This window comes from Nitrosovibrio sp. Nv6, assembly GCF_900110495.1.
Taxonomy (GTDB): domain Bacteria; phylum Pseudomonadota; class Gammaproteobacteria; order Burkholderiales; family Nitrosomonadaceae; genus Nitrosospira.
In genome coordinates, this window is the sequence record NZ_FODX01000001.1 from 33,216 (window position 1) to 51,837 (window position 18,622).

General features: G+C 52.5%; 20 protein-coding genes. 11 read left to right on the forward strand and 9 right to left on the reverse strand.

The window, feature by feature from the left end; translation table 11 throughout:
- Window positions 1-22: 22 nt before the first annotated feature.
- The 4 genes from BMX66_RS00160 to gpmA form a co-directional block, all read right to left on the reverse strand.
- Entirely contained in the window at window positions 23-775 is a 753-nt protein-coding gene (locus BMX66_RS00160; RefSeq protein WP_090877221.1) for a HesA/MoeB/ThiF family protein, read from the reverse strand.
- 292 nt (window positions 776-1,067) lie between these two features.
- Complete coding sequence (locus BMX66_RS00165) at window positions 1,068-2,528, reverse strand: S41 family peptidase (RefSeq protein WP_090877223.1); 1,461 nt, start codon at window positions 2,526-2,528, stop codon at window positions 1,068-1,070.
- Window positions 2,529-2,566: 38 nt separating this feature from the next.
- Window positions 2,567-3,811: a murein hydrolase activator EnvC family protein gene (locus BMX66_RS00170; protein WP_255398724.1), complete on the reverse strand. Its 1,245-nt coding sequence runs from the start codon at window positions 3,809-3,811 to the stop codon at window positions 2,567-2,569.
- A gap of 155 nt (window positions 3,812-3,966) precedes the next feature.
- Window positions 3,967-4,722 (reverse strand): 2,3-diphosphoglycerate-dependent phosphoglycerate mutase, encoded by a 756-nt coding sequence (gene gpmA, locus BMX66_RS00175; protein WP_090877225.1) that lies wholly within the window; start codon window positions 4,720-4,722, stop codon window positions 3,967-3,969.
- 344 nt (window positions 4,723-5,066) lie between these two features.
- Between gpmA and BMX66_RS00185 the strand changes: the two genes are divergently transcribed.
- The 5 genes from BMX66_RS00185 (at window position 5,067) to BMX66_RS00205 (ending at window position 7,986) form a co-directional block, all read left to right on the forward strand.
- Window positions 5,067-5,486, forward strand: a complete 420-nt coding sequence (locus BMX66_RS00185; protein WP_255398725.1) for a rhodanese-like domain-containing protein — start codon at window positions 5,067-5,069, stop codon at window positions 5,484-5,486.
- Window positions 5,487-5,756, forward strand: a complete 270-nt coding sequence (grxC, locus tag BMX66_RS00190; protein WP_090877229.1) for a glutaredoxin 3 — start codon at window positions 5,487-5,489, stop codon at window positions 5,754-5,756.
- A gap of 240 nt (window positions 5,757-5,996) precedes the next feature.
- Window positions 5,997-6,500 carry a protein-export chaperone SecB gene (gene secB / locus BMX66_RS00195; RefSeq protein ID WP_090877231.1) on the forward strand — a complete coding sequence of 168 codons (504 nt, stop codon included), beginning with the start codon at window positions 5,997-5,999 and terminating at the stop codon, window positions 6,498-6,500.
- A gap of 2 nt (window positions 6,501-6,502) precedes the next feature.
- Window positions 6,503-6,988 (forward strand): SH3 domain-containing protein, encoded by a 486-nt coding sequence (locus tag BMX66_RS00200; RefSeq protein WP_090877233.1) that lies wholly within the window; start codon window positions 6,503-6,505, stop codon window positions 6,986-6,988.
- Complete coding sequence (locus BMX66_RS00205; protein ID WP_090877235.1) at window positions 6,985-7,986, forward strand: NAD(P)H-dependent glycerol-3-phosphate dehydrogenase; 1,002 nt, start codon at window positions 6,985-6,987, stop codon at window positions 7,984-7,986. Before BMX66_RS00200 ends, BMX66_RS00205 begins: the two co-directional genes overlap by 4 nt.
- 29 nt (window positions 7,987-8,015) lie before the next feature.
- Here the strand turns inward: BMX66_RS00205 and trmL are convergent, their stop codons facing one another.
- Both trmL and BMX66_RS00215 read right to left on the reverse strand, forming a co-directional pair.
- Window positions 8,016-8,480, reverse strand: a complete 465-nt coding sequence (trmL, locus tag BMX66_RS00210) for a tRNA (uridine(34)/cytosine(34)/5-carboxymethylaminomethyluridine(34)-2'-O)-methyltransferase TrmL (protein ID WP_090877237.1) — start codon at window positions 8,478-8,480, stop codon at window positions 8,016-8,018.
- A gap of 26 nt (window positions 8,481-8,506) precedes the next feature.
- Complete coding sequence (locus BMX66_RS00215; protein ID WP_255398726.1) at window positions 8,507-9,199, reverse strand: ComF family protein; 693 nt, start codon at window positions 9,197-9,199, stop codon at window positions 8,507-8,509.
- Between the two features lie 211 nt (window positions 9,200-9,410).
- On the opposite strand from BMX66_RS00215, the gene bioB reads away from it, so the two are divergent.
- From bioB to bioD, 5 genes are all read left to right on the forward strand, one after another.
- Window positions 9,411-10,451: a biotin synthase BioB gene (gene bioB / locus BMX66_RS00220; protein WP_090877241.1), complete on the forward strand. Its 1,041-nt coding sequence runs from the start codon at window positions 9,411-9,413 to the stop codon at window positions 10,449-10,451.
- Between the two features lie 61 nt (window positions 10,452-10,512).
- Window positions 10,513-11,670, forward strand: a complete 1,158-nt coding sequence (bioF, locus tag BMX66_RS00225) for an 8-amino-7-oxononanoate synthase (protein ID WP_090877243.1) — start codon at window positions 10,513-10,515, stop codon at window positions 11,668-11,670.
- A gap of 20 nt (window positions 11,671-11,690) precedes the next feature.
- Complete coding sequence (gene bioH, locus BMX66_RS00230; protein WP_090877245.1) at window positions 11,691-12,518, forward strand: pimeloyl-ACP methyl ester esterase BioH; 828 nt, start codon at window positions 11,691-11,693, stop codon at window positions 12,516-12,518.
- A gap of 13 nt (window positions 12,519-12,531) precedes the next feature.
- Window positions 12,532-13,422, forward strand: a complete 891-nt coding sequence (gene bioC / locus BMX66_RS00235) for a malonyl-ACP O-methyltransferase BioC (RefSeq protein WP_090877247.1) — start codon at window positions 12,532-12,534, stop codon at window positions 13,420-13,422.
- A 19-nt stretch (window positions 13,423-13,441) separates the two neighbouring features.
- Complete coding sequence (gene bioD, locus BMX66_RS00240) at window positions 13,442-14,113, forward strand: dethiobiotin synthase (RefSeq protein WP_090877250.1); 672 nt, start codon at window positions 13,442-13,444, stop codon at window positions 14,111-14,113.
- 331 nt (window positions 14,114-14,444) lie between these two features.
- Here the strand turns inward: bioD and BMX66_RS00245 are convergent, their stop codons facing one another.
- From BMX66_RS00245 to BMX66_RS00255, 3 genes are all read right to left on the reverse strand, one after another.
- Window positions 14,445-14,828 (reverse strand): nuclear transport factor 2 family protein, encoded by a 384-nt coding sequence (locus BMX66_RS00245; RefSeq protein WP_090877252.1) that lies wholly within the window; start codon window positions 14,826-14,828, stop codon window positions 14,445-14,447.
- 85 nt (window positions 14,829-14,913) lie between these two features.
- Window positions 14,914-15,147, reverse strand: a complete 234-nt coding sequence (locus tag BMX66_RS00250; protein WP_090877254.1) for a hypothetical protein — start codon at window positions 15,145-15,147, stop codon at window positions 14,914-14,916.
- Window positions 15,148-15,218: 71 nt separating this feature from the next.
- Complete coding sequence (locus BMX66_RS00255; RefSeq protein ID WP_090877256.1) at window positions 15,219-15,623, reverse strand: phage holin family protein; 405 nt, start codon at window positions 15,621-15,623, stop codon at window positions 15,219-15,221.
- A gap of 608 nt (window positions 15,624-16,231) precedes the next feature.
- Between BMX66_RS00255 and BMX66_RS00260 the strand changes: the two genes are divergently transcribed.
- On the forward strand, window positions 16,232-18,490 hold the full coding sequence (locus BMX66_RS00260) for a GGDEF/EAL domain-containing response regulator (RefSeq protein WP_090877258.1): 2,259 nt from the start codon (window positions 16,232-16,234) through the stop codon (window positions 18,488-18,490).
- Window positions 18,491-18,622 lie beyond the last annotated feature (132 nt).

Sequence of the window (18,622 nt, forward strand, 5' to 3'; positions counted from 1 at the left end):
TGTACGGCCTGGGTTATGCCGCTCAATCACCCGTGCCGCAAACTTTGCAAGTGGCGTCCTTGTTCAATTTAATGGAGCGCCATTCCATTGACAAGCCGTTGAGCAACAGCAATCGGCCATCCAGAGTTTGTCCAATATCGAGCAGGATTTTTAGCGTTTCCGCTGCCTGCACACTACCGATAACACCTACCAGGGGCGCAAATACGCCCATCACTGCGCAACGCATGTCCTGATCTTCTCCCATCGCGGGAAACAGGCAGTGATAGCAGGGGCTATCGGTATGGCGCAGATCGAATACCGCGACTTGTCCGTCAAAACGCACGACCGCGCCTGATACAAGCGGTTTTTTGCTGATCGTACAGACACGATTGATGGCATGGCGAGTGGGGAAATTATCGCAAGCGTCGACAACGACATCCGCATCCTCGACCAGTTGCAGCAGTCTCGTCTCATCCATACGCTCGTTCAGCGCAATCACTTTGACTTCCGGATTGATTTCGGAAAGCGTCTGTTTGGCGGAATGGGTCTTGGGGGCTCCGATGCGATCAGTGCTATGAACGATTTGCCGCTGAAGATTGGTCAGATCAACCGTGTCGCTGTCACAAATCGTCAGTGTTCCGACACCGCTGGCAGCAAGGTATAGCGCGACAGGCGAGCCCAATCCCCCCGCGCCAACGATAAGCACATGGGATCGGGTTAAGGCTTCTTGCCCCGATATGCCAATCTGCGGCAACAGAATGTGACGGCTGTAGCGCAGCAGCTGGTCATCATTCATTATGTCTGGGCAAGTTCACGATTTTGACGGCAGGGGGAACGGCGGCTTGTGAGGCAGTATGCGGAATACTCAGGGGTTGATATTGACGGAGATGGATTCTCATGCCACGCAATGCGCCGCATGAGAATTCCATAGTTAAACTTCCCCGATAGCTTCTAACCCGTCCTGAAATTTTGCCAGAAACCGCTCCTCAACAAACTTGCAAACCTGCAAACCTGCTTAGAGAGGTATCACACTCTCCCTTCGCAAAAATCCAGATTGCTTTTCGCGTCAAAATAATTACAGATTGCAATCAATTCGCGATTTTTGCCGAGTTTGCCGAGTTTTTGGCTGTTGCGCCATCTTTGAAATAGTTCATAGCCTGTGTCAGCAGTAAGTCACCGCTGGAACCAAATTCCGCCGGTGGCTCCTGTTTTTTGTCTTTGACCTCTCCGTTCTCCGGCTTGTGTATTTTGGCTGCGGGCTTGGGTGCGGCCTTTGCAGCTTCGGTCTCAGATTTAGTCTCGGATTTGGCTTCTTCCTTGACCCCCGGTTTTCCATTGGATAGATGGCCATCCAGATCGGCTTCGCGCAAACGCTCCGTTTCATCCTTCGCCGCCTCGTCAAGGATATCGGGGGTAATCCCTTTGGCCTGGATGGATTGTCCATCCGGCGTATAGTAGCGTGCAGTGGTAAGCTTGATAGCCGTATTGTTGCCGAGCGGCAGAATGGTTTGCACCGATCCTTTCCCGAAAGTCTGCGTCCCCATGACAATGGAACGCTTGTGATCCTGCAAAGCACCCGCGACAATCTCCGAAGCAGAGGCCGAACCGCCATTTACCAGGGTAACCATTGGTACGGTCTTGATTTCCGGCGGCAGTCGCTTCAGATAATCGTTTCTTTTATCGCGCAGATAGAATTCCGGGCTGGCTTTGAGCTTCATCTTGGCATCATCGGTACGGCCGTCGGTATACACTACCAGCGAATCGGGCTGTAGAAAGGCGGCAGACACTGCGACGGCGCCGTTGAGTAATCCGCCGGGGTCGTTACGCAGGTCCAGCACCAGCCCTTTCATTGGCACGGCACTCTCCTTGAACAATTTGTCGATGGCCTTGACCAGGTTTTCGCCAGTTTGCTCCTGAAATTGCGTGATACGGATATATCCATAGCCTGGTTCGATCAGCTTCGACTTGACGCTCTGGATTTTGATGATCGCTCGCACGATAGGGAACACCAGCGGCTTGGTCTCACCCTTGCGCAACACGGTAAGGGTAATGGGAGTATCCGGTTTGCCACGCATGCGTTTTATTGCATCGGTAAGAGAGAGGCCCTTGACTGCAGTATCGTCCAGCTTGATGATAAGGTCGCCCGGCTTGATGCCTGCGCGGAAGGCGGGGGTATCTTCTATGGGGGAAATGACTTTAACAAACCCATCCTCCATGCTGACCTCAATACCCAAGCCGCCAAATTCGCCCTGGGTGCCAATTTGCAGTTCCTTGAAGGCGTCCGTGTCCAGATAGGCTGAATGGGGATCCAGACCGGTTAACATGCCATTGATCGCCTCTGTGATCAGCTTCTTGTCTCCCACCGGCTCGACGTAATCGCTTTTGATGCGGCCGAATACTTCAGTGAACGCCCGGAGCTCTTCGACCGGAAGCGGGTGCGCGACTTCCGGGGTTTCCTTATTGGCGACCGCAGAAAAATTGAGACTGAGCATCACGCCGACGATCGCCCCGGAAAGAACCAAGCCGAATTGTCGCATTTTGTCACCCATTAAACATTTCTCCATTGATTGTCAAATTGTTGCATTGCTCATTTTATTCTGACCCAGTTCAAAGGGTCAAACGGTTTACCCTGATGGCGCAATTCAAAGTATAAGCCGGAATCCGGATTGCCACCGCTGTTTCCGACCGTCGCAATGGTATCGCCGCTGCGAACAGAATCTCCTACCTGCTTATAGATGGTTTCGTTATTGCCGTATAGACTCATGTAACTACCACCATGATCCACAATCATCAGATTACCAAATCCTCTCAGCCAATCGGCAAAAACCACGCGGCCGCCTGCAATGGCCTTTACGTTCTCACCGGTAGTCGAACGGATGAACAGTCCTTTCCAGGTAATTCCGCCATCAGCACGTGGACTGCCAAAACGGTTCACAAGTTCCCCGCGTACGGGCAAACTCAAGCGGCCTTTCAACGACGAGAACGGACTTCCTTGTGTCGATGCATCAGGTAATCTGTCATTACTGAGAGGGGCGGGGCCAGGGCGGCGCGGACTTTTTTTGCGCGCGAGCATTTTGGCGATTTTGTCCACCAGCCGGGCGAGGCGATCCTCGTCGCGCTTGAGTTTGCTGATTTCCCGCCGCTGCTGATCCACTTGCGACGAAATCCGCAGGAGCAGTTTTGCGTGCCCGGTTTTTTGTTGTTCAAGGTGTTTTTTGTGTCCTGCCTGCTTAGCCTGAATCGCGGCGATTTCAGCTGTTTTTTCGCGGCTCTGGCTTGTAAGGTCATCAAGCCGCTGAAGATTTATGCGAAGAGCATCTATGTCTTCCACGCGGGCGCGGGACAGATAACCGTAGTAATGCAGATTACGCGCGATTTCGTCCGGGTCTTGCTGGTTAAGCAAGAGGCCCAGGTACTCCTTCTGTCCGCCCCCATCGACATAGCGGCGGTAAAGTAATTTGCTCAATCGCGATTGTTGCGCCTCAATATCTCTGGCAACCTGTCTGGATTGCGCCTTTAATTGACCAAGCTTGTCATTGGCCTCATCCTGCTCTTGCTTGAGCGCCGCCAACTTGCGATTGGCGGCACTGATGGCCTGTTCCGATTCGCGAAGTGCATCGGCCGCTTCCGATTTCGATTCTTCCGTATCGGCCAGTTCCTTCTGCAAGGTCTGGATTCGATCGCGCAATTGTCTCAGTTCTTCCTTATCAACCTTGGGGGTATCCTTGGGCGCGGCGTAAAGCGTATGCGACAGGATCAATGCGCAAGCAGGCATACACTTGCGTATCATGTTCAACCAAAGATTAATACCGGTCAGGAATGAGATTTTCAAACGTATCTTTACCAAAAGAAATCATACACGCCGAAGCAATATAGATTACCTTGGGAAAAGGAAAAAAAGCTGTGGAACTGCCAATGACGGCGATCGTACGTGCCGTATGTATCAATAGTAATGGATCGGTGCAAAGCAATGGGCGAGCGAAAAACTCATGGCTGGGGCAATATTTTTCCCTGATTTGCGACAACCCGCATCGCTTGTTCAATCTTTGCCTGGTCCCCGAGATAATAGCTCCGGACAGGTCTCAGTCTGTCGTCAAGCTCATACACAAGCGGAACGCCGGTAGGGATATTGAGTTCCATGACATCCTGCTCTGAAAGATTGTCCAGATACATCACAAGGGCCCGGAGCGAGTTGCCATGAGCAGTAATGAGCACGCGTTGCCTGGATTTGACCTGGGGCGCGATGGTTTCGTTCCAATAGGGCAGAAACCTTGCCACGGTATCCTCGAGGCATTCGGTCAATGGGATATCCTTACTTGCCAGATTACCATAGCGGGGATCGAATCCGGGATAACGGTCATCCTCCGGCGTTAGCGCGGGCGGGCGGGTGTTATAGCTGCGCCGCCAGATCAGAACCTGCTCTTCACCATACTTGAGCGCTGTCTCAAGCTTGTTCAAGCCTTGCAAGGCGCCATAGTGCCGTTCATTCAACCGCCATGTCAAATTAACGGGGATCCACATCAGATCCATTTCATCCTGTACGATCCACAAGGTACGAATAGCCCGCTTCAATACCGAAGTGTAGGCAACATCGAACGTAAACCCGTTTTCGCGCAACAGGCGTCCGGAATTTTTGGCTTCGTCCAGACCCTTGGGAGTTAAATCCACGTCTGTCCATCCAGTGAAACGGTTTTCCTTATTCCAGGTGCTTTCTCCATGCCGCAGGAGAACGAGTTTTATCATGTTTTTCTTTATAAAAAGGATGAGATTTTCTGTAAAGCAATTTGAAATACCATGGTATTTTAAAGTATTTTGGGCGTGGCCGCAGCACGGAAAAGTGGGGAAGAGATGGGCCGGGACGGCAGCGGAAGTTTCCTCAAAACTTTTATACGTGGTAACAGATTGTTTTAACGTCCTTAACGTTGCTCGCAAATCCCGCCATCGGATCAGTCCCGCTGCAGCATGGCTGACGAGGGGCTCACGAAGGTTATATTCCCGTCTTCGCCCGGAACGAGAGAATTCCGCAATGTTCCCGTCTCTGATAAAATCCCCGGTTAAGTATATCAAGGAGCTCAAGGAGCGTGGACGTGTCATTCCTGCAGAATAATATTACTCTGATCATAGCTGCCCTGGCGAGCGGCGGCATGCTGTTATGGCCATTGTTGCGCCGCTCCGGTAAGGAGGTGGATACAATGGTCGCGGTTCAACTCATCAATTACAAGGACGCGTTGGTGCTGGATGTCCGTGAAGCCAGTGAATACGAATCGGGCCATATACCCAATTCAAGGCATATCCCCGGGGACAAACTGGAGCAGCGTCTCCAGGAACTTGAGAAGTTCAAGGACAAGCCCATTATATTGATACATCGCAGCGGCGTGAGTTCTACCGGCAAAGCCGGCGCGCTCCTGCGCAGTAATGGATTTGCCCAGGTGCGCACGCTGGCCGGTGGCATCGATGTATGGCGACAGGCGAATTTACCGATAGTGAAAAATAAAAGAGGGGGTTGAATGACTAAGGTGGTCATGTATTCCACCGCTTTTTGTCCATATTGCGTAATGGCGGAGCGAATGTTGCGTGCCAGGGGAGTGAAGGAAATAGAAAAAATTCGGGTTGACCTGGAACCTGCGCGACGTGCCGAGATGATAAAAAAAACGGGGCGCCGTACCGTGCCCCAAATCTACATAGGCGAGACCCATGTAGGGGGTTATGACGATCTGGCGAAGCTTGATCGCAGTAATGGATTGGTAAAGCTCCTGGCACTTGACGGCGCCGCTTGAGAAGAAGCAGGATACTACGCTGGTTGCCAGCGTCAGTGTGGCGAATACAATGGTTGTCCCATGTTACTTTCCGGGTGCTCTCCGAACGCGGTCAAATTTATGCCGTTCATGCTTGTACGACCTGAATACCATGTACAGCCTGCATAGGATGCCAGCTGTTTCGGTTTCAGGATAGTTTTACCTCTGCGATGCAGATATTTACGCTGCATTTTTGATTACTCCTTTTCCGGATGACTCCTTATGGAACCCAATACAAATACAAATAACCAGCCGCAACAGCCGGTTTTCACCATTGAAAAACTCTATGTCAAAGACCTTTCCCTGGAGATACCCAACGCGCCTGGAATTTTTCTCGAGCGTGAGACACCGGAGGTGAACATACAGTTGCATACCAAGGGTGAGCGTATCGACGAAGGTATGTATGAAGTATTGCTGACAATAACTGTCACCGCGAAGGTCAAGGAGAAAACGATGTTTCTGGTGGAAGTAAAGCAGGCGGGGATTTTTCAGATTCGCCACGTACCGGAAGCAGACATGGACCCCGTGTTGGGCATTGCATGCCCCAATATACTTTTTCCGTATTTGCGTGAAGCCGTTTCCGACATTGTGACCCGCGCCGGATTTCATGCTGTCATTTTAAACCCGGTGAATTTCGAAGCGCTTTACTATCAGGGAAAGCAGCAAGCTGAGCAGAAGGCTGCAGCACCGGAAAAAGTGGAAGAAACACAAAAAGTGACGCATTAAACATGAAGGTTGTGTGTGTCGCATTACTGAAACGATTTCCGCATAGCCTGGGCCGGGCAGTACCGGGAATTGTGGCGTTGATGTTTTCGGCGCACGCCATTGCAGCGTTCGAGTTTTTTTCGATAAACGATAACGCAGCAATCATGTATGACGCGCCGTCTCTCAAGGCGGTCAAATTATACGTCGCGAGTCGCAACCTTCCGGTAGAGGCGGTGGTAAAAGTCGAGGGCTGGGTCAAGATCCGCGATAGCGAGGGCACTCTCGCCTGGGTGGAAGAAAAAGTCTTGAGCGAACAGCGCTATGTTATTGTTACCGTGCCGCTGGCAGAGGTTTATCACACTGCGAATGTAAATTCCGCGCTTGTATTCAAGGCGCAGCAAAACGTCATCATGGAATTGCTTGAGCCCGCGGAGAATGGCTGGGTCAGGGTACGCCACCCCGACGGTCAGCAGGGCTACGTCAGGACCAATCAGGTCTGGGGTACGTGAGAATAGCCGTCCTGGGCGCAGGCGCGTGGGGCACCGCCCTGGCCATCAGTCTAAGCGTCAATTCCAACTCTTCCCATCAGGTGACTTTATGGTCGCGAAATCCAAACCATATTGCCGAGCTTGCTTCCCAGCGTGTTAACCGGCGCTATTTTCCGGCTTTCCCTTTACCTGATTCACTACGGTTGACCTCAGACCTCGATGCGGCCATCGAGGCCGCGGAATTAGCGCTGATCGTTGTTCCGGTTTCCGGATTGCGCGAGACATTGCGTGGAATTGCTGCCTTCGGAAAAACCATACCTGTGGTGTGGGGATGCAAGGGATTCGAGGCGCAATCCGCGAGGTTGCCTCATCAGGTGGCAGTAGAGGAATACACCAACCTGGCGCCCTGGGGCGTGTTGTCAGGTCCCAGTTTTGCGCATGAAGTGGCGCAGGGGCTTCCTACAGCCCTGACTGTGGCATCTCATGACGAGGAATTTGCGCGAAACGTTGCTGCCCAATTGCACACCCATCGGCTGCGGGTTTATTCGTCCAAGGATGTCGTGGGCGTAGAAACGGGCGGTGCGGTCAAGAACGTCATATCGATTGCCGCAGGCATTTGTGATGGCATGGAGTTTGGTCACAATGCCAGGGCAGCCTTGATTACGCGAGGTCTGGCGGAAATAACCCGCCTGGGCCTGAAGCTGGGCGGTTGCATGGAAACCTTTATGGGGTTAACCGGAGTGGGAGACCTGATACTCACCTGCACCGGAGATCTGTCCCGCAATCGACGAGTGGGACTGGCGCTTGCAGCAGGCCATCCGTTACCAGACATACTGCGGGAGTTGGGGCACACTGCGGAAGGCGTTCATACGGCGCGGGAAGTGTTGCGGCTTAGTCAGGAACTGAAAGTGGAGATGCCGATTACGAAGGCTGTGTGTAGCATACTCGATGACGGCGTGCCGGCAAGAGTGGCGGTGGAAACGCTGCTTAACCGCGAACCGAAGACAGAAAATTATTGAGCGGAGAAGGACCTGTTCAGGTAAAAGTCTTATACGCCTTTTTCAAAGCTCATCTGCCGCCAGGCTTCGTAGACCACCACCGCTACGGTATTGGACAAATTGAGACTACGGCTATCAGGTACCATGGGTACGCGGATTCTGCGTTGTTCCGGGAAACTATCCAATATTTCCGCTGGCAGCCCGCGGCTTTCCGCACCGAAAAGAAATGCATCGTCGCTCGCATAGGCGGCCAGGTCATAGCGTTGTTTTCCTTTGGTAGAGACCGCAAAAAGGCGGCGCCCCTGCAGGTGCTCGACGCATTCGGTCCAGCTTGCGTGAACCATCACGCTGGCAAACTCATGGTAATCCAGACCCGCGCGAATTAACTGCTTATCCTCCAGGATAAAGCCCAGCGGCTTGATGAGATGCAGCTTTGAACCCGTATTGGCACACAAGCGGATGATATTGCCGGTATTGGGCGGGATTTCAGGCTGATAGAGGACTACGTCGAGCATGGCCAATCCAGATTCTCAAAGCGCTTTTACGAATCACCGGAAAGCGTTCTCGCCACTACCCATCCGCTTATGTGAGCAGCGCCGCATTTGCGGAGTATTTTTGCCAGTTCATTCAGGGTTGAACCGGTAGTCATCACGTCATCCAGCATGGCGATGCGCTTGCCTGAAAGATCAGTCTCGCAGGCAAACGCATCCCGGATATTTTTCCCGCGTTCCTTCCAGGGCAGTCCAGTCTGGGAGGGGGTATCCTTGACACGGCGGCAGATGGCGGGCAGTAACGGAATACCGAACCTTTTCGATACGCGACGGGCAATCTCGAGCGCCTGGTTGAAACCCCGTTCACGCAATCTCGCAGGATGGAGTGGCATCGGCACAATGAAATCCGGCAATGCACCGGCATCAATCCGCCTCACCAGCAAATCAGCCAGCACGGGCGCCATGGCAAGGTTTTTCTGGTATTTGAGGGAGTGAAGCAGCGCATCTACCGGAAAAGCATAATTCACGGCCGCCAGACCAAGGTCGAACGCGGGTGGATTTGCCAGGCAAGCGCCGCATACGCGGGATTCCGCTGTAGGTAACGCACAGACAGGGCAATAATGAGGTGGTAAATGAGGCAGGCTGTCCTCGCAAGGAGAGCAAAAGTTACCATCAGCGGCAGCGCCGCAGAGCAGACAGTTTTTGCTGAATAGCACCTGCTTAATATTTAATCGGCTGTTCAAAAATTTTCCGCAAAAAATTGACAACGAAGATGCAATCCGTGATGATAGGTGCAATCTCAAGGATGAGTGACTAGGCGCTTTTCTCGCGCTTTTCTTTTTCGTTCATTGTAGCGCAGGTACTCACTTACTCGCCCAGTCAATGGCTAAGTTAATCACAAAGTTAATCATTGAGTTATCGCCGAACAAAAACATATAGCATCATAAATACCGTATGAGCCAACTTACTTCCGACATAACTGCCGATCTGGAGATGGGCGCAGGCAGCGCAGCTGACAGACTCACTGATAAACTTGCTGAACCTGCGGGAACGGTTGCCGAACCGCCGCGCTGGGATGTTTCCCGCGTTGAGGCACTGCTGGATTTGCCGTTCAGCGACTTGATTCATCGCGCGCAATTGGTTCACCGCCAATATCACGATGCCAACGCCGTGCAGCTTTCCACATTGATTTCAGTGAAGACTGGCGGCTGCCCTGAAGACTGCGGCTACTGCCCTCAGGCGGCACGCTACCACACAAGTGTGGAAAATCAGGATATGTTGTCCCTCGATGAGGTCGTGACAACGGCTGCCGCCGCGAAAGCGCAGGGGGCGTCGCGTTTTTGCATGGGCGCCGCGTGGCGTGGGCCCAAGCAGCGCGACATCGAAAAAATGGTGGAAATGGTTAGTGCCGTAAAAGCCCTGGGGCTTGAAACCTGTGCCACCTTAGGCATGTTGAAGTCAGGTCAGGCAGAGCAACTCAGGCAAGCCGGGCTCGATTATTACAACCATAACCTGGACACAGCGCCGGAATTTTACGATGAAATCATCACCACCCGCAATTACGAGGATCGGCTGGATACCCTGGAGAAAGTTCGCAGCGCGGGAATTCACGTTTGCTGCGGCGGCATTGTGGGCATGGGCGAAACGCGGCATGCCCGCGCTGGTCTGATCGGCCAACTGGCAAATCTCGATCCTTATCCCGAATCGGTTCCCATCAATCATCTGGTGCAGGTGGAAGGCACCCCCCTTCATGGCACTGCGGCGCTAGATCCGCTGGAATTTGTACGCACTATTGCTGCCGCACGCATCACCATGCCTAAAGCAATGGTAAGGCTTTCGGCCGGCAGGCAGGAAATGTCGGATGCGGTGCAGGCACTGTGTTTTCTGGCCGGCGCCAATTCCATTTTCTACGGCGACAAATTGCTTACCACCGGCAACCCGGAAGCTGAAAGGGACAAGGCGTTGTTCCATAAATTGGGGCTCCGTTCGATATAACCCCACGCCCCATCGTGTTATCCATCCGTTTCGCCCGCCCTCAATCGGGGCCAACACCGGAATGCTCAACGATCTTACTGAATACCTGCGCAGCCGGGAAAGGAAAAAGCTGTATCGCCGTCGTCTGACACTGGAGAACGCCCAGAACATGCGGGTCTCGGTGGATGGACGGGAATATGTAGCGTTTTGCAGCAACGATTATCTCGGTCTCGCCAGCCATCCCCGTTTAATCGCAGCAGTCTGCGAAGGCGCCAGCCGATATGGAGTCGGAGCAGGGGCTTCCCATCTTATCAGTGGGCATTCGTTGGCGCACCACGCGCTGGAGGGAGCGCTGGCGAACTTTACGGGGCTTCCCCACGCGTTATTATTCTCGACGGGATATATGGCAAATGCAGGGGTGGTGACGGCCCTGGCGGACCGTGGCGATGCAATATTTGCCGATAAGCTCAACCATGCCTCACTCAACGATGCCGTACTTGTTTCCCGTGCGAAGTTTAGCCGGTATCCGCACCTCGACATGAATGCGCTGGAACGGCAACTTTCCGTGTCACATGCCAAAAGAAAGCTTGTGATAACCGACGCCGTGTTCAGCATGGATGGGGATATTGCGCCAGTTCCCGACCTGTTGGCATTGTGCGAAAAATACGATGCGTGGCTGATGCTTGACGACGCACACGGCTTTGGCGTGCTTGGTCCGCAAGGGAAGGGTATCCTGGCCCATTTCAATATCAGTTCGCCACGCATCATCTACATGGCAACACTTGGCAAGGCGGCGGGCGTATTCGGTGCTTTCGTTGCTGCACAAGCAGAGGTTATCGAAACTCTGATTCAGCAGGCACGAAGCTACATCTATACCACAGCAACGCCGCCGTTATTGTCTCACGCCTTGCTGAAAAGCCTGGTGTTGATCGAAAACGAGGAATGGCGGCGAGAAAAGCTGGCACAGCTTATCGCAGCGCTGAAACAGGAATTGCATCCTTTGCGCTGGAAGCTGCTGCCATCCGCGACTCCCATCCAGCCTTTGATCATTGGCGAGAATGAAAAAGCGTTGCGGATCAGTGAGGCGTTGCGGGAGAGAGGAATCCTGGTTCCGGCAATCCGCCCGCCTACGGTTCCGCAAGGCGCATCCCGGCTGCGGATTTCACTGTCCGCGGCGCATAAGGTGGAAGACATCGCACACCTCGCAACCGCTCTGAAAGAGCTGGACAGCCCGGCTTGATGAGCTTGTGCATATAAACGATGAGCCTTCATGTTGAATCCATTGGCGCCGGCCCCGATCTTGTTCTGCTGCATGGCTGGGCCATGCACAGCGGCATCTGGCGAGACGTACGCGATGACCTGGCACAGCATTTCCGTCTGCATCTCGTGGATTTGCCTGGGCACGGTTTCAGCTCGGGATTTAGTCCGAAGCTCGTTCCGGCTTGCATACCGGGTTCGCCAGGCGGTGCGCTGAAGCACATTGTTGAAATGGTTGCAGTTTTTCTACCCGCGAACTGTATTGTTTGCGGATGGTCGCTGGGCGGGCAGATCGCAATCGAACTTGCACTGCGCGAACCTGTGCGTGTCAAAGAAATCGCACTGATTTCCACGACACCCTGCTTTGTCAAATGCAAAGATCCACATAAAAGCTCGCAGCACGACTGGGATTGGGGAATGGACGCCGCGACGCTACAGTTATTCGCGCAGAATCTGAAGCGGGATTACAGAACGACCATGAAAAGGTTTCTTACCTTGCAGGTGAGCGGTGCTAGCGATATACGCGTGTTAGCGCAGCTCCGCAAGAACTTATTGGAACGAGGGGACCCGGATGAGGCCGCGTTGGAGGCGGGATTACAGGTGCTGTTATCGAGCGACCTGCGGGAGAAAATAAAGAATATTAATCAGCCGGTTTTAATTTTTCATGGCGAGAACGATGCTATCACCCATCCTGACGCAGCAAGATGGATGCATCAGCAATTGCGAAATTCGGAACTCATCATGCTGCCGGACTGCGGCCACGTTCCTTTTTTATCTTATCCTGATCAATTTACAAACAGCCTGGTTCGGCTGTCACGGTCGGGTAATTAGGTCGGGCAATTAAGTGAACTACGATCATACTATCGACAAGCGCCTGGTGCGCAACGCTTTCGGGCGGGCAGCCGTGACTTACGACCACGCGGCAATCCTGCAACGCGAAGTGTGCGATCGAATGCTGTCGCGCCTCGATTACATCAAATACGTCCCTGATGTCATTCTCGATGCCGGGAGTGGCACGGGTTACGGTACGCGCAAGCTGCTCACGCGCTACCCGACTGCCCGGATGCTGGCAATCGATAGCGCCCCGGCAATGCACATCCAGGCGCGCCCTGCGGTCTCGGGATGGCGGAAATTTTTGGCGATTTGGGGGAATCAAGCAGGCAATCAGACCAGCTACATAGGTGGGGACATAGAGCAGATGCCCCTTATAGATTCCTGCGCGGGTCTTGTATGGTCCAATCTGACGCTGCAATGGTGCAATGACCTCAAGCACACATTTGCCGAGGTGCATCGTGTCCTGAAAACGGGCGGTTTGTTCATGTTCAGCACTTTTGGGCCCGATACCCTGAAAGAATTGCGCCAGGCATTCCGTCACATGGATGATTACAGCCACGTCAATCGTTTCACCGATATGCATGACATCGGCGACATGCTGGTGCATAACGGCTTCGCTACACCTGTCATGGATATGGAATATATCACGCTGACCTATGACGATGTGATGGGTGTAATGCGGGACCTCAAAGCCATCGGCGCTCATAATGTTACGCAGGGCAGGCGGCGAGGGTTGACAGGCAAGGCCACATGGCAGAAAGCGATAAGCCATTACGAAACCCTGCGGTTGGAAGGAAAACTGCCCGCAACTTTTGAAGTGGTTTACGGCCATGCCTGGAAGGTACAGTCACGCAAAGACATACTCACACCCGAGACAAGACAACAGCTCGGCCTGCTATGAGAGATTCGGCACGCATCTTATGACGAAAGGTTATTTCGTCACCGGTACCGGCACGGGTGTGGGCAAGACCGTGGCCAGTTGCGCCTTGCTCCATGCCTTTAGTGCGCGCGGCAAGACTACCGTGGGGATGAAGCCGGTTGCAGCCGGCCGCGAGAATGGGAAATGGAAGGATGTTGAATTGCTCGCAGCGGCAAGCACAGTCGCCGCCCCGCGAGAACAGGTGAATCCTTATGCGCTAAACCCGCCGATTGCGCCGCATATCGCGGCAAGCCTGGCGGGCATCAACATCGATATCAACGTCGTCCGCCAGGCATATCTGGAATTGCAAAAAATTGCCGATGTCGTGATTGTTGAGGGCGCCGGCGGTTTTCTCGTACCGTTGAATGACCGTCAGGACAGCGCTGACATGGCACAGGCTTTGGGGTTGCCGGTTATAGTGGTGGTAGGGATGCAGCTTGGTTGTCTTAGCGATGCGCTGCTCACCGCCCAGGCTGTGCGGGCAACTGGCCTGCCGCTCGCGGGATGGGTCGCGAATCGCATAGACCCTCAAATGGCCTCGTTCGAAGAGAATGTGCTTGCACTAGAGCAGCGGCTGAAATGCCCGTTGCTGGGGGTGCTGCCATTCGAGAAAAATCCCGATCCCAAGAAATTGTCGGCGTTGCTGGACATTGCGAAAAATGGAACCGGATGACTATTGTATCAACTCATGGCCTCATTAATCCCCGGACCGGGTCGGAGAATCTCTATCATAACCGCATTGACGGCCGAAATGATCACATCGGCTACGCGAGAAATGCGAGAAAATATTTCGAGAACAGGTTTTCTTGCCTGCCGTTCGTGCCCACGTTGAAGCTGCGTTAGAGTTCGTCCGGGAACTTGACCGGCTTCCAGATCGGAATGGATACGAGAATCCTACAAGACAGCCTGACGGACAGAATTACCACGATCCGGATTGGTCCGAACAAAGACAAATAAAATTCTCCCTTTGTTGCTTATACGATCAGACTCAGCGCATCCTGTACTCATGACAGGCCGAAGACGCCGTGAAACACCTCTGCGGCCACCACCTGCTCATCCTCATTGAATCTGAGGTTCTCGGAAACCCTCTTAGTCCTTCCATCGATGTCCGACGTGTAGATGATGGCCAACTCGCGGCGCTCGGGGTCCCATAGCACGTAATCCACCGTGAACCGAAGGGAAGTGCTACCCGCAAGTGCGGTGGTCCAGTACTCGCGGAGCATCTGCTTACCGCGGATAATCGGTGAGCCTACTACCGCGAGGGCCGTAGGACTGGTGAAGACAATGTCCTCATGGAAGTGCTCAAGGACTGAGCTCATGTCACGACGATTCCATGCCTCAGCCCAACGGGCCGCGAATGCCTCAAGGTTTTCCCGCGTTATATTCATATTGTTGCTCAACTCCGTTCGGGGGCGCGAAGCGCCACCAAAGAACGACCCCGCTCAGTCGCGCCTGCGTCAGAGGGGAAACGGCTCAGATATGGCCCCCTAAAATCCGCTCTTTGCTTACATGAGAAAGATAGCTTTCTCCTGTCGACTTCCAACAATCCGTCATATCTGTGTCAAGCGCGTTCATCATGCGCGGAACTTCGGGCGGTATTGCATTTTCTCGGTCTGAAAGGGTATCGACCGACGAGGAAACACAAAGCGTCAGCAAGTCCAGAACTTCTTCTTGCGGCTGCTTCAATAGCCAGCTAAACAAATCCATGTCGCTGTTGGCAATGGTTTCAATCCGGTTTGTCCAAAGCGGGAACCATTCGATTCAGCATGGTCGTATATTCAAACCATTACACCTTGGTGCGCAGGGGGAGTGTTGAGCAAATTTTCTTCTGATTGAAATATGAGCATACCTGCGAATATGCCAAGAATTGTTATGACGATACTCGCAAAAAATGCGGTCCAGAACCCCGAAATCCTGAATCCCGGAACGAGCGTCGATACCAGAAGCAGCATCAGGGCATTAATAACCAGTAAAAAGAACCCAAAACTGATCAGTGTCAGCGGAATCGTCAGTATGATGATGACCGGCCTGATTACAGCATTAGCAAAACCCAGCAGGAGCGCCGATATCAGCAGGGATTTCTTATTGGTAAACGAAATACCGTGAAAAATGAAGCTCGCCACCCAAAGCGAGAGCGCGGTTATTCCCCAATGGGCCAAAAAAGCCATTATGCTGTCCAGCATTGCCCAGTCCTGGATTTATTCAATCCACCGAATGTCGAACGCGTTATTATTGAATAATCGGCGCGCATAGATCTGATATTCACGCCGCGAGATTCCCATTTATCATTATTCTTGTGCCTGGTTCTTGGCTATTTGAGGATACCGAAGGTTACCTGAAAGATTGCCGGTAGATATGACACGACCGACGCCGGCCTTCTTATCGGCAAATTTTACAATATATATTCTCGTCTGCCCGCAAAAACCGCTACATGACCGAAAAACAGTGCTTTAAATACTGGCACGAATTCTGCTTATCTTCAAGAGCATCCTCTACAGCTGGTCTCTGGCTCAGTGTTGATTATGATAGATGCCGTTGTAACAGGAATTGTCGCTCCGCCTGAACAGGACTATGATGCGTTCGGGTAATTGTTTTACCTTATCCGCCAGGGGAAACGGGAATCGATATGATTTTTCTGCCTGGAGCGGATAAGGCTTACTACAGAGAATGCAGATATCATAGATGCTTGGTCTATGGTCTTGAGCGAAGAGAACGGGATCTCAAACAGGATGGACAGTAAAGGGTTAACTCTTTTATTGGCAGTTTTAATCAGCTTTTCAACCGGAATTCAATGACCACTTCTTCGGATATTTTTAATGCCAGCATTTTAATCGTCGACGACAGGAAGGGTAATGTCGAACTGATCCGCGGCATGTTGTCCAGCGCTGGCTACGCTTCGGTCACCTCTACGGTGAATCCGCTTGAGGTTTGCGACCTTCATCGCGCCAACCGATACGATCTCATCCTGCTCGATTTGATGATGCCAAAAATGGATGGATTCGAGGTAATGGAAGGTATCAAGTTGATCGAATCGGAAATCGAACGGAAAACCGGGCAACCGCAAATTGAATCCAGCGGCTGTCTTCCGGTTCTGGTGATTACTGCCCAGCCAGAGCATAAAGAGCGTGCGTTGCAGGCCGGAGCTAAAGGCTTCATAACCAAGCCCTTTGATCGGCTCGAGGTATTAACGCATATCAGCGACGTTTTGGAGATCCGGTTGCTGCAGAAAGAGTTGCAGCAATTTGTTGCAGGTCTTGAAACCAAGCTCAGCGAACGGATTGCTCCTTTGCGCGAAACGGAAGAGCTGTTCGATCAGCTTGCCGGTAATCTTCCTCAGGTCTTCTGGGTTTGGGATATCCATGAGGACACGTTTCGCTATATTAATGCCGCATGGGAAAAGATGACTGGCCTGCGTGTCGCGCGTGGCGACAAACTGGAAAAATTGTTTGAGGCAGTTCACCCTGAAGATGTGCAGCGTGTTATTCGTGAAACAGGTGAGTTATCGCACGCAGGCGTGGACCATGATTACCGATTGCTGCTTTCGGATAATACGGTACGCTGGGTGCGTACGCGTACCTTTCCGATAAAGGATTCGAGGGGGGTGCATCGCGTTGTAGGGATTATGGATGACATCACGCATAGCAAAGAAGCTGATCAACGGCTACTGCAACTTGCGCATTATGATGCGCTTACCAACCTTCCCAACCGTAATCTGTTTGACGAGTCGCTCCGGAAGCTTATCAAGCAAGCAGAAATGAATAACCGGATCATTTCGGTATTATTTCTTGATATCGATAACTTCAAGAATATAAATGACACTCTGGGACATGCGATCGGGGATGAGCTGCTCCGTCAGTTCAGCCTTCGTTTACTGGAATGTTTACGTGTCACCGACATGGTCGCCCGGGTGGGCGGCGACGAGTTCGGGTGCATTCTGGTAACCCCTGACAGTTCAGGGAACGCGGGAGTCGTTGCAAGTAAAATCAGAGAAGCATTACGCCGGCCTTTCAGTTTGCAGGGTCATGAAATCATCGTAACCGCGAGTATTGGAATCAGTGTTTATCCGACAGATTCCCTTGACGCGGATACGCTTGCCAAAAATAGCGACACAGCCATGTATCGGTCAAAAGAAGCGGGCAGGGATACCTACCGCTTTTTTACGGCCGAAATGAACGCGCGAGCGATCGAAAAGCTTAATCAGGAAAATGCCTTGCGGCATGCACTCGATCGAAATGAGTTTGTTTTACATTATCAGCCGAAGGTGGATCTCTCGACCGGCAGGATTACCGGCGTCGAGGCACTGATAAGATGGGAGCGGCCAGGACACGGATCCATCGCTCCCCTGGAATTCATATCGGTCCTCGAACAAACCGGATTGATCAATCGGGTGGGGGCCTGGGTTATCGAGAGTGCGTGTAAACAGATCGCCGAATGGCGGCTTTTGGGGGTTGGAGAAATTCCCGTGTCCGTCAACGTATCCGGCAGGCAGTTTTCACAAGGTACACTAAGCGAGGACGTTATTCGCGCCACCCGGCAGAACGATGTGCATCCGGAATTGCTCGAATTTGAATTGCAGACCGAAAGGGCGCTTAGAGAGAACAGCATCGATTCTGATTTGCTGGAACTGGAGCTGACTGAAAGTTCTTTGATGACGCATGCAAAAAAAACGACAGGTGTTCTACAGAGGCTTAAGGTGCTGGGGATTCAAATTTCAATTGATGATTTTGGGACGGGCTACTCAAGCCTTGCCTACGTAAAGCGGTTTCCAATCGATGTGTTGAAAATCGACCGTTCTTTCATCGCGGAAATCACGACGAATCCCGCAGACGCTGCAATTACGACAGCGATCATCGAAATGGCGCATAGTCTTGATGTCAGGGTGGTTGCCGAAGGCGTGGAAACAGTGGAACAACTCGATTTCCTACGCGAACGAGGATGTGACGAAATTCAGGGTTACTACTTTGCGCGCCCGCTTCCCGCGAATGAAATTTCCGAATTACTTTTGCATGGAAACAGGTTCCTCAAGCCAGCGCAATCTCTCATCCTGTAATGGATGCCAGACTATTTGACTGATAAGATGACCTGGTATAAGCCAGGTTGCCCGGCTGCCTGGTTAATATCTTGTCATATGATCGAGTAAGGTAGAGCAGGCGGGACACGCAGTATTCAAAAAAGCATGGGT

Bases quoted from the DNA above. Each gene is read 5' to 3' on its own strand.
- BMX66_RS00160 (WP_090877221.1), bottom strand. From the start codon at position 775: ATGAATGATGACCAGCTGCTGCGCTACAGCCGTCACATTCTGTTGCCG.
- BMX66_RS00165 (WP_090877223.1), bottom strand. From the start codon at position 2,528: ATGGGTGACAAAATGCGACAATTCGGCTTGGTTCTTTCCGGGGCGATC.
- gpmA (WP_090877225.1), bottom strand. From the start codon at position 4,722: ATGATAAAACTCGTTCTCCTGCGGCATGGAGAAAGCACCTGGAATAAG.
- grxC (WP_090877229.1), top strand. From the start codon at position 5,487: ATGACTAAGGTGGTCATGTATTCCACCGCTTTTTGTCCATATTGCGTA.
- secB (WP_090877231.1), top strand. From the start codon at position 5,997: ATGGAACCCAATACAAATACAAATAACCAGCCGCAACAGCCGGTTTTC.
- BMX66_RS00200 (WP_090877233.1), top strand. From the start codon at position 6,503: ATGAAGGTTGTGTGTGTCGCATTACTGAAACGATTTCCGCATAGCCTG.
- trmL (WP_090877237.1), bottom strand. From the start codon at position 8,480: ATGCTCGACGTAGTCCTCTATCAGCCTGAAATCCCGCCCAATACCGGC.
- bioB (WP_090877241.1), top strand. From the start codon at position 9,411: ATGAGCCAACTTACTTCCGACATAACTGCCGATCTGGAGATGGGCGCA.
- bioF (WP_090877243.1), top strand. From the start codon at position 10,513: ATGCTCAACGATCTTACTGAATACCTGCGCAGCCGGGAAAGGAAAAAG.
- bioH (WP_090877245.1), top strand. From the start codon at position 11,691: ATGAGCCTTCATGTTGAATCCATTGGCGCCGGCCCCGATCTTGTTCTG.
- bioD (WP_090877250.1), top strand. From the start codon at position 13,442: ATGACGAAAGGTTATTTCGTCACCGGTACCGGCACGGGTGTGGGCAAG.
- BMX66_RS00245 (WP_090877252.1), bottom strand. From the start codon at position 14,828: ATGAATATAACGCGGGAAAACCTTGAGGCATTCGCGGCCCGTTGGGCT.
- BMX66_RS00250 (WP_090877254.1), bottom strand. From the start codon at position 15,147: ATGGATTTGTTTAGCTGGCTATTGAAGCAGCCGCAAGAAGAAGTTCTG.
- BMX66_RS00255 (WP_090877256.1), bottom strand. From the start codon at position 15,623: ATGCTGGACAGCATAATGGCTTTTTTGGCCCATTGGGGAATAACCGCG.
- BMX66_RS00260 (WP_090877258.1), top strand. From the start codon at position 16,232: ATGACCACTTCTTCGGATATTTTTAATGCCAGCATTTTAATCGTCGAC.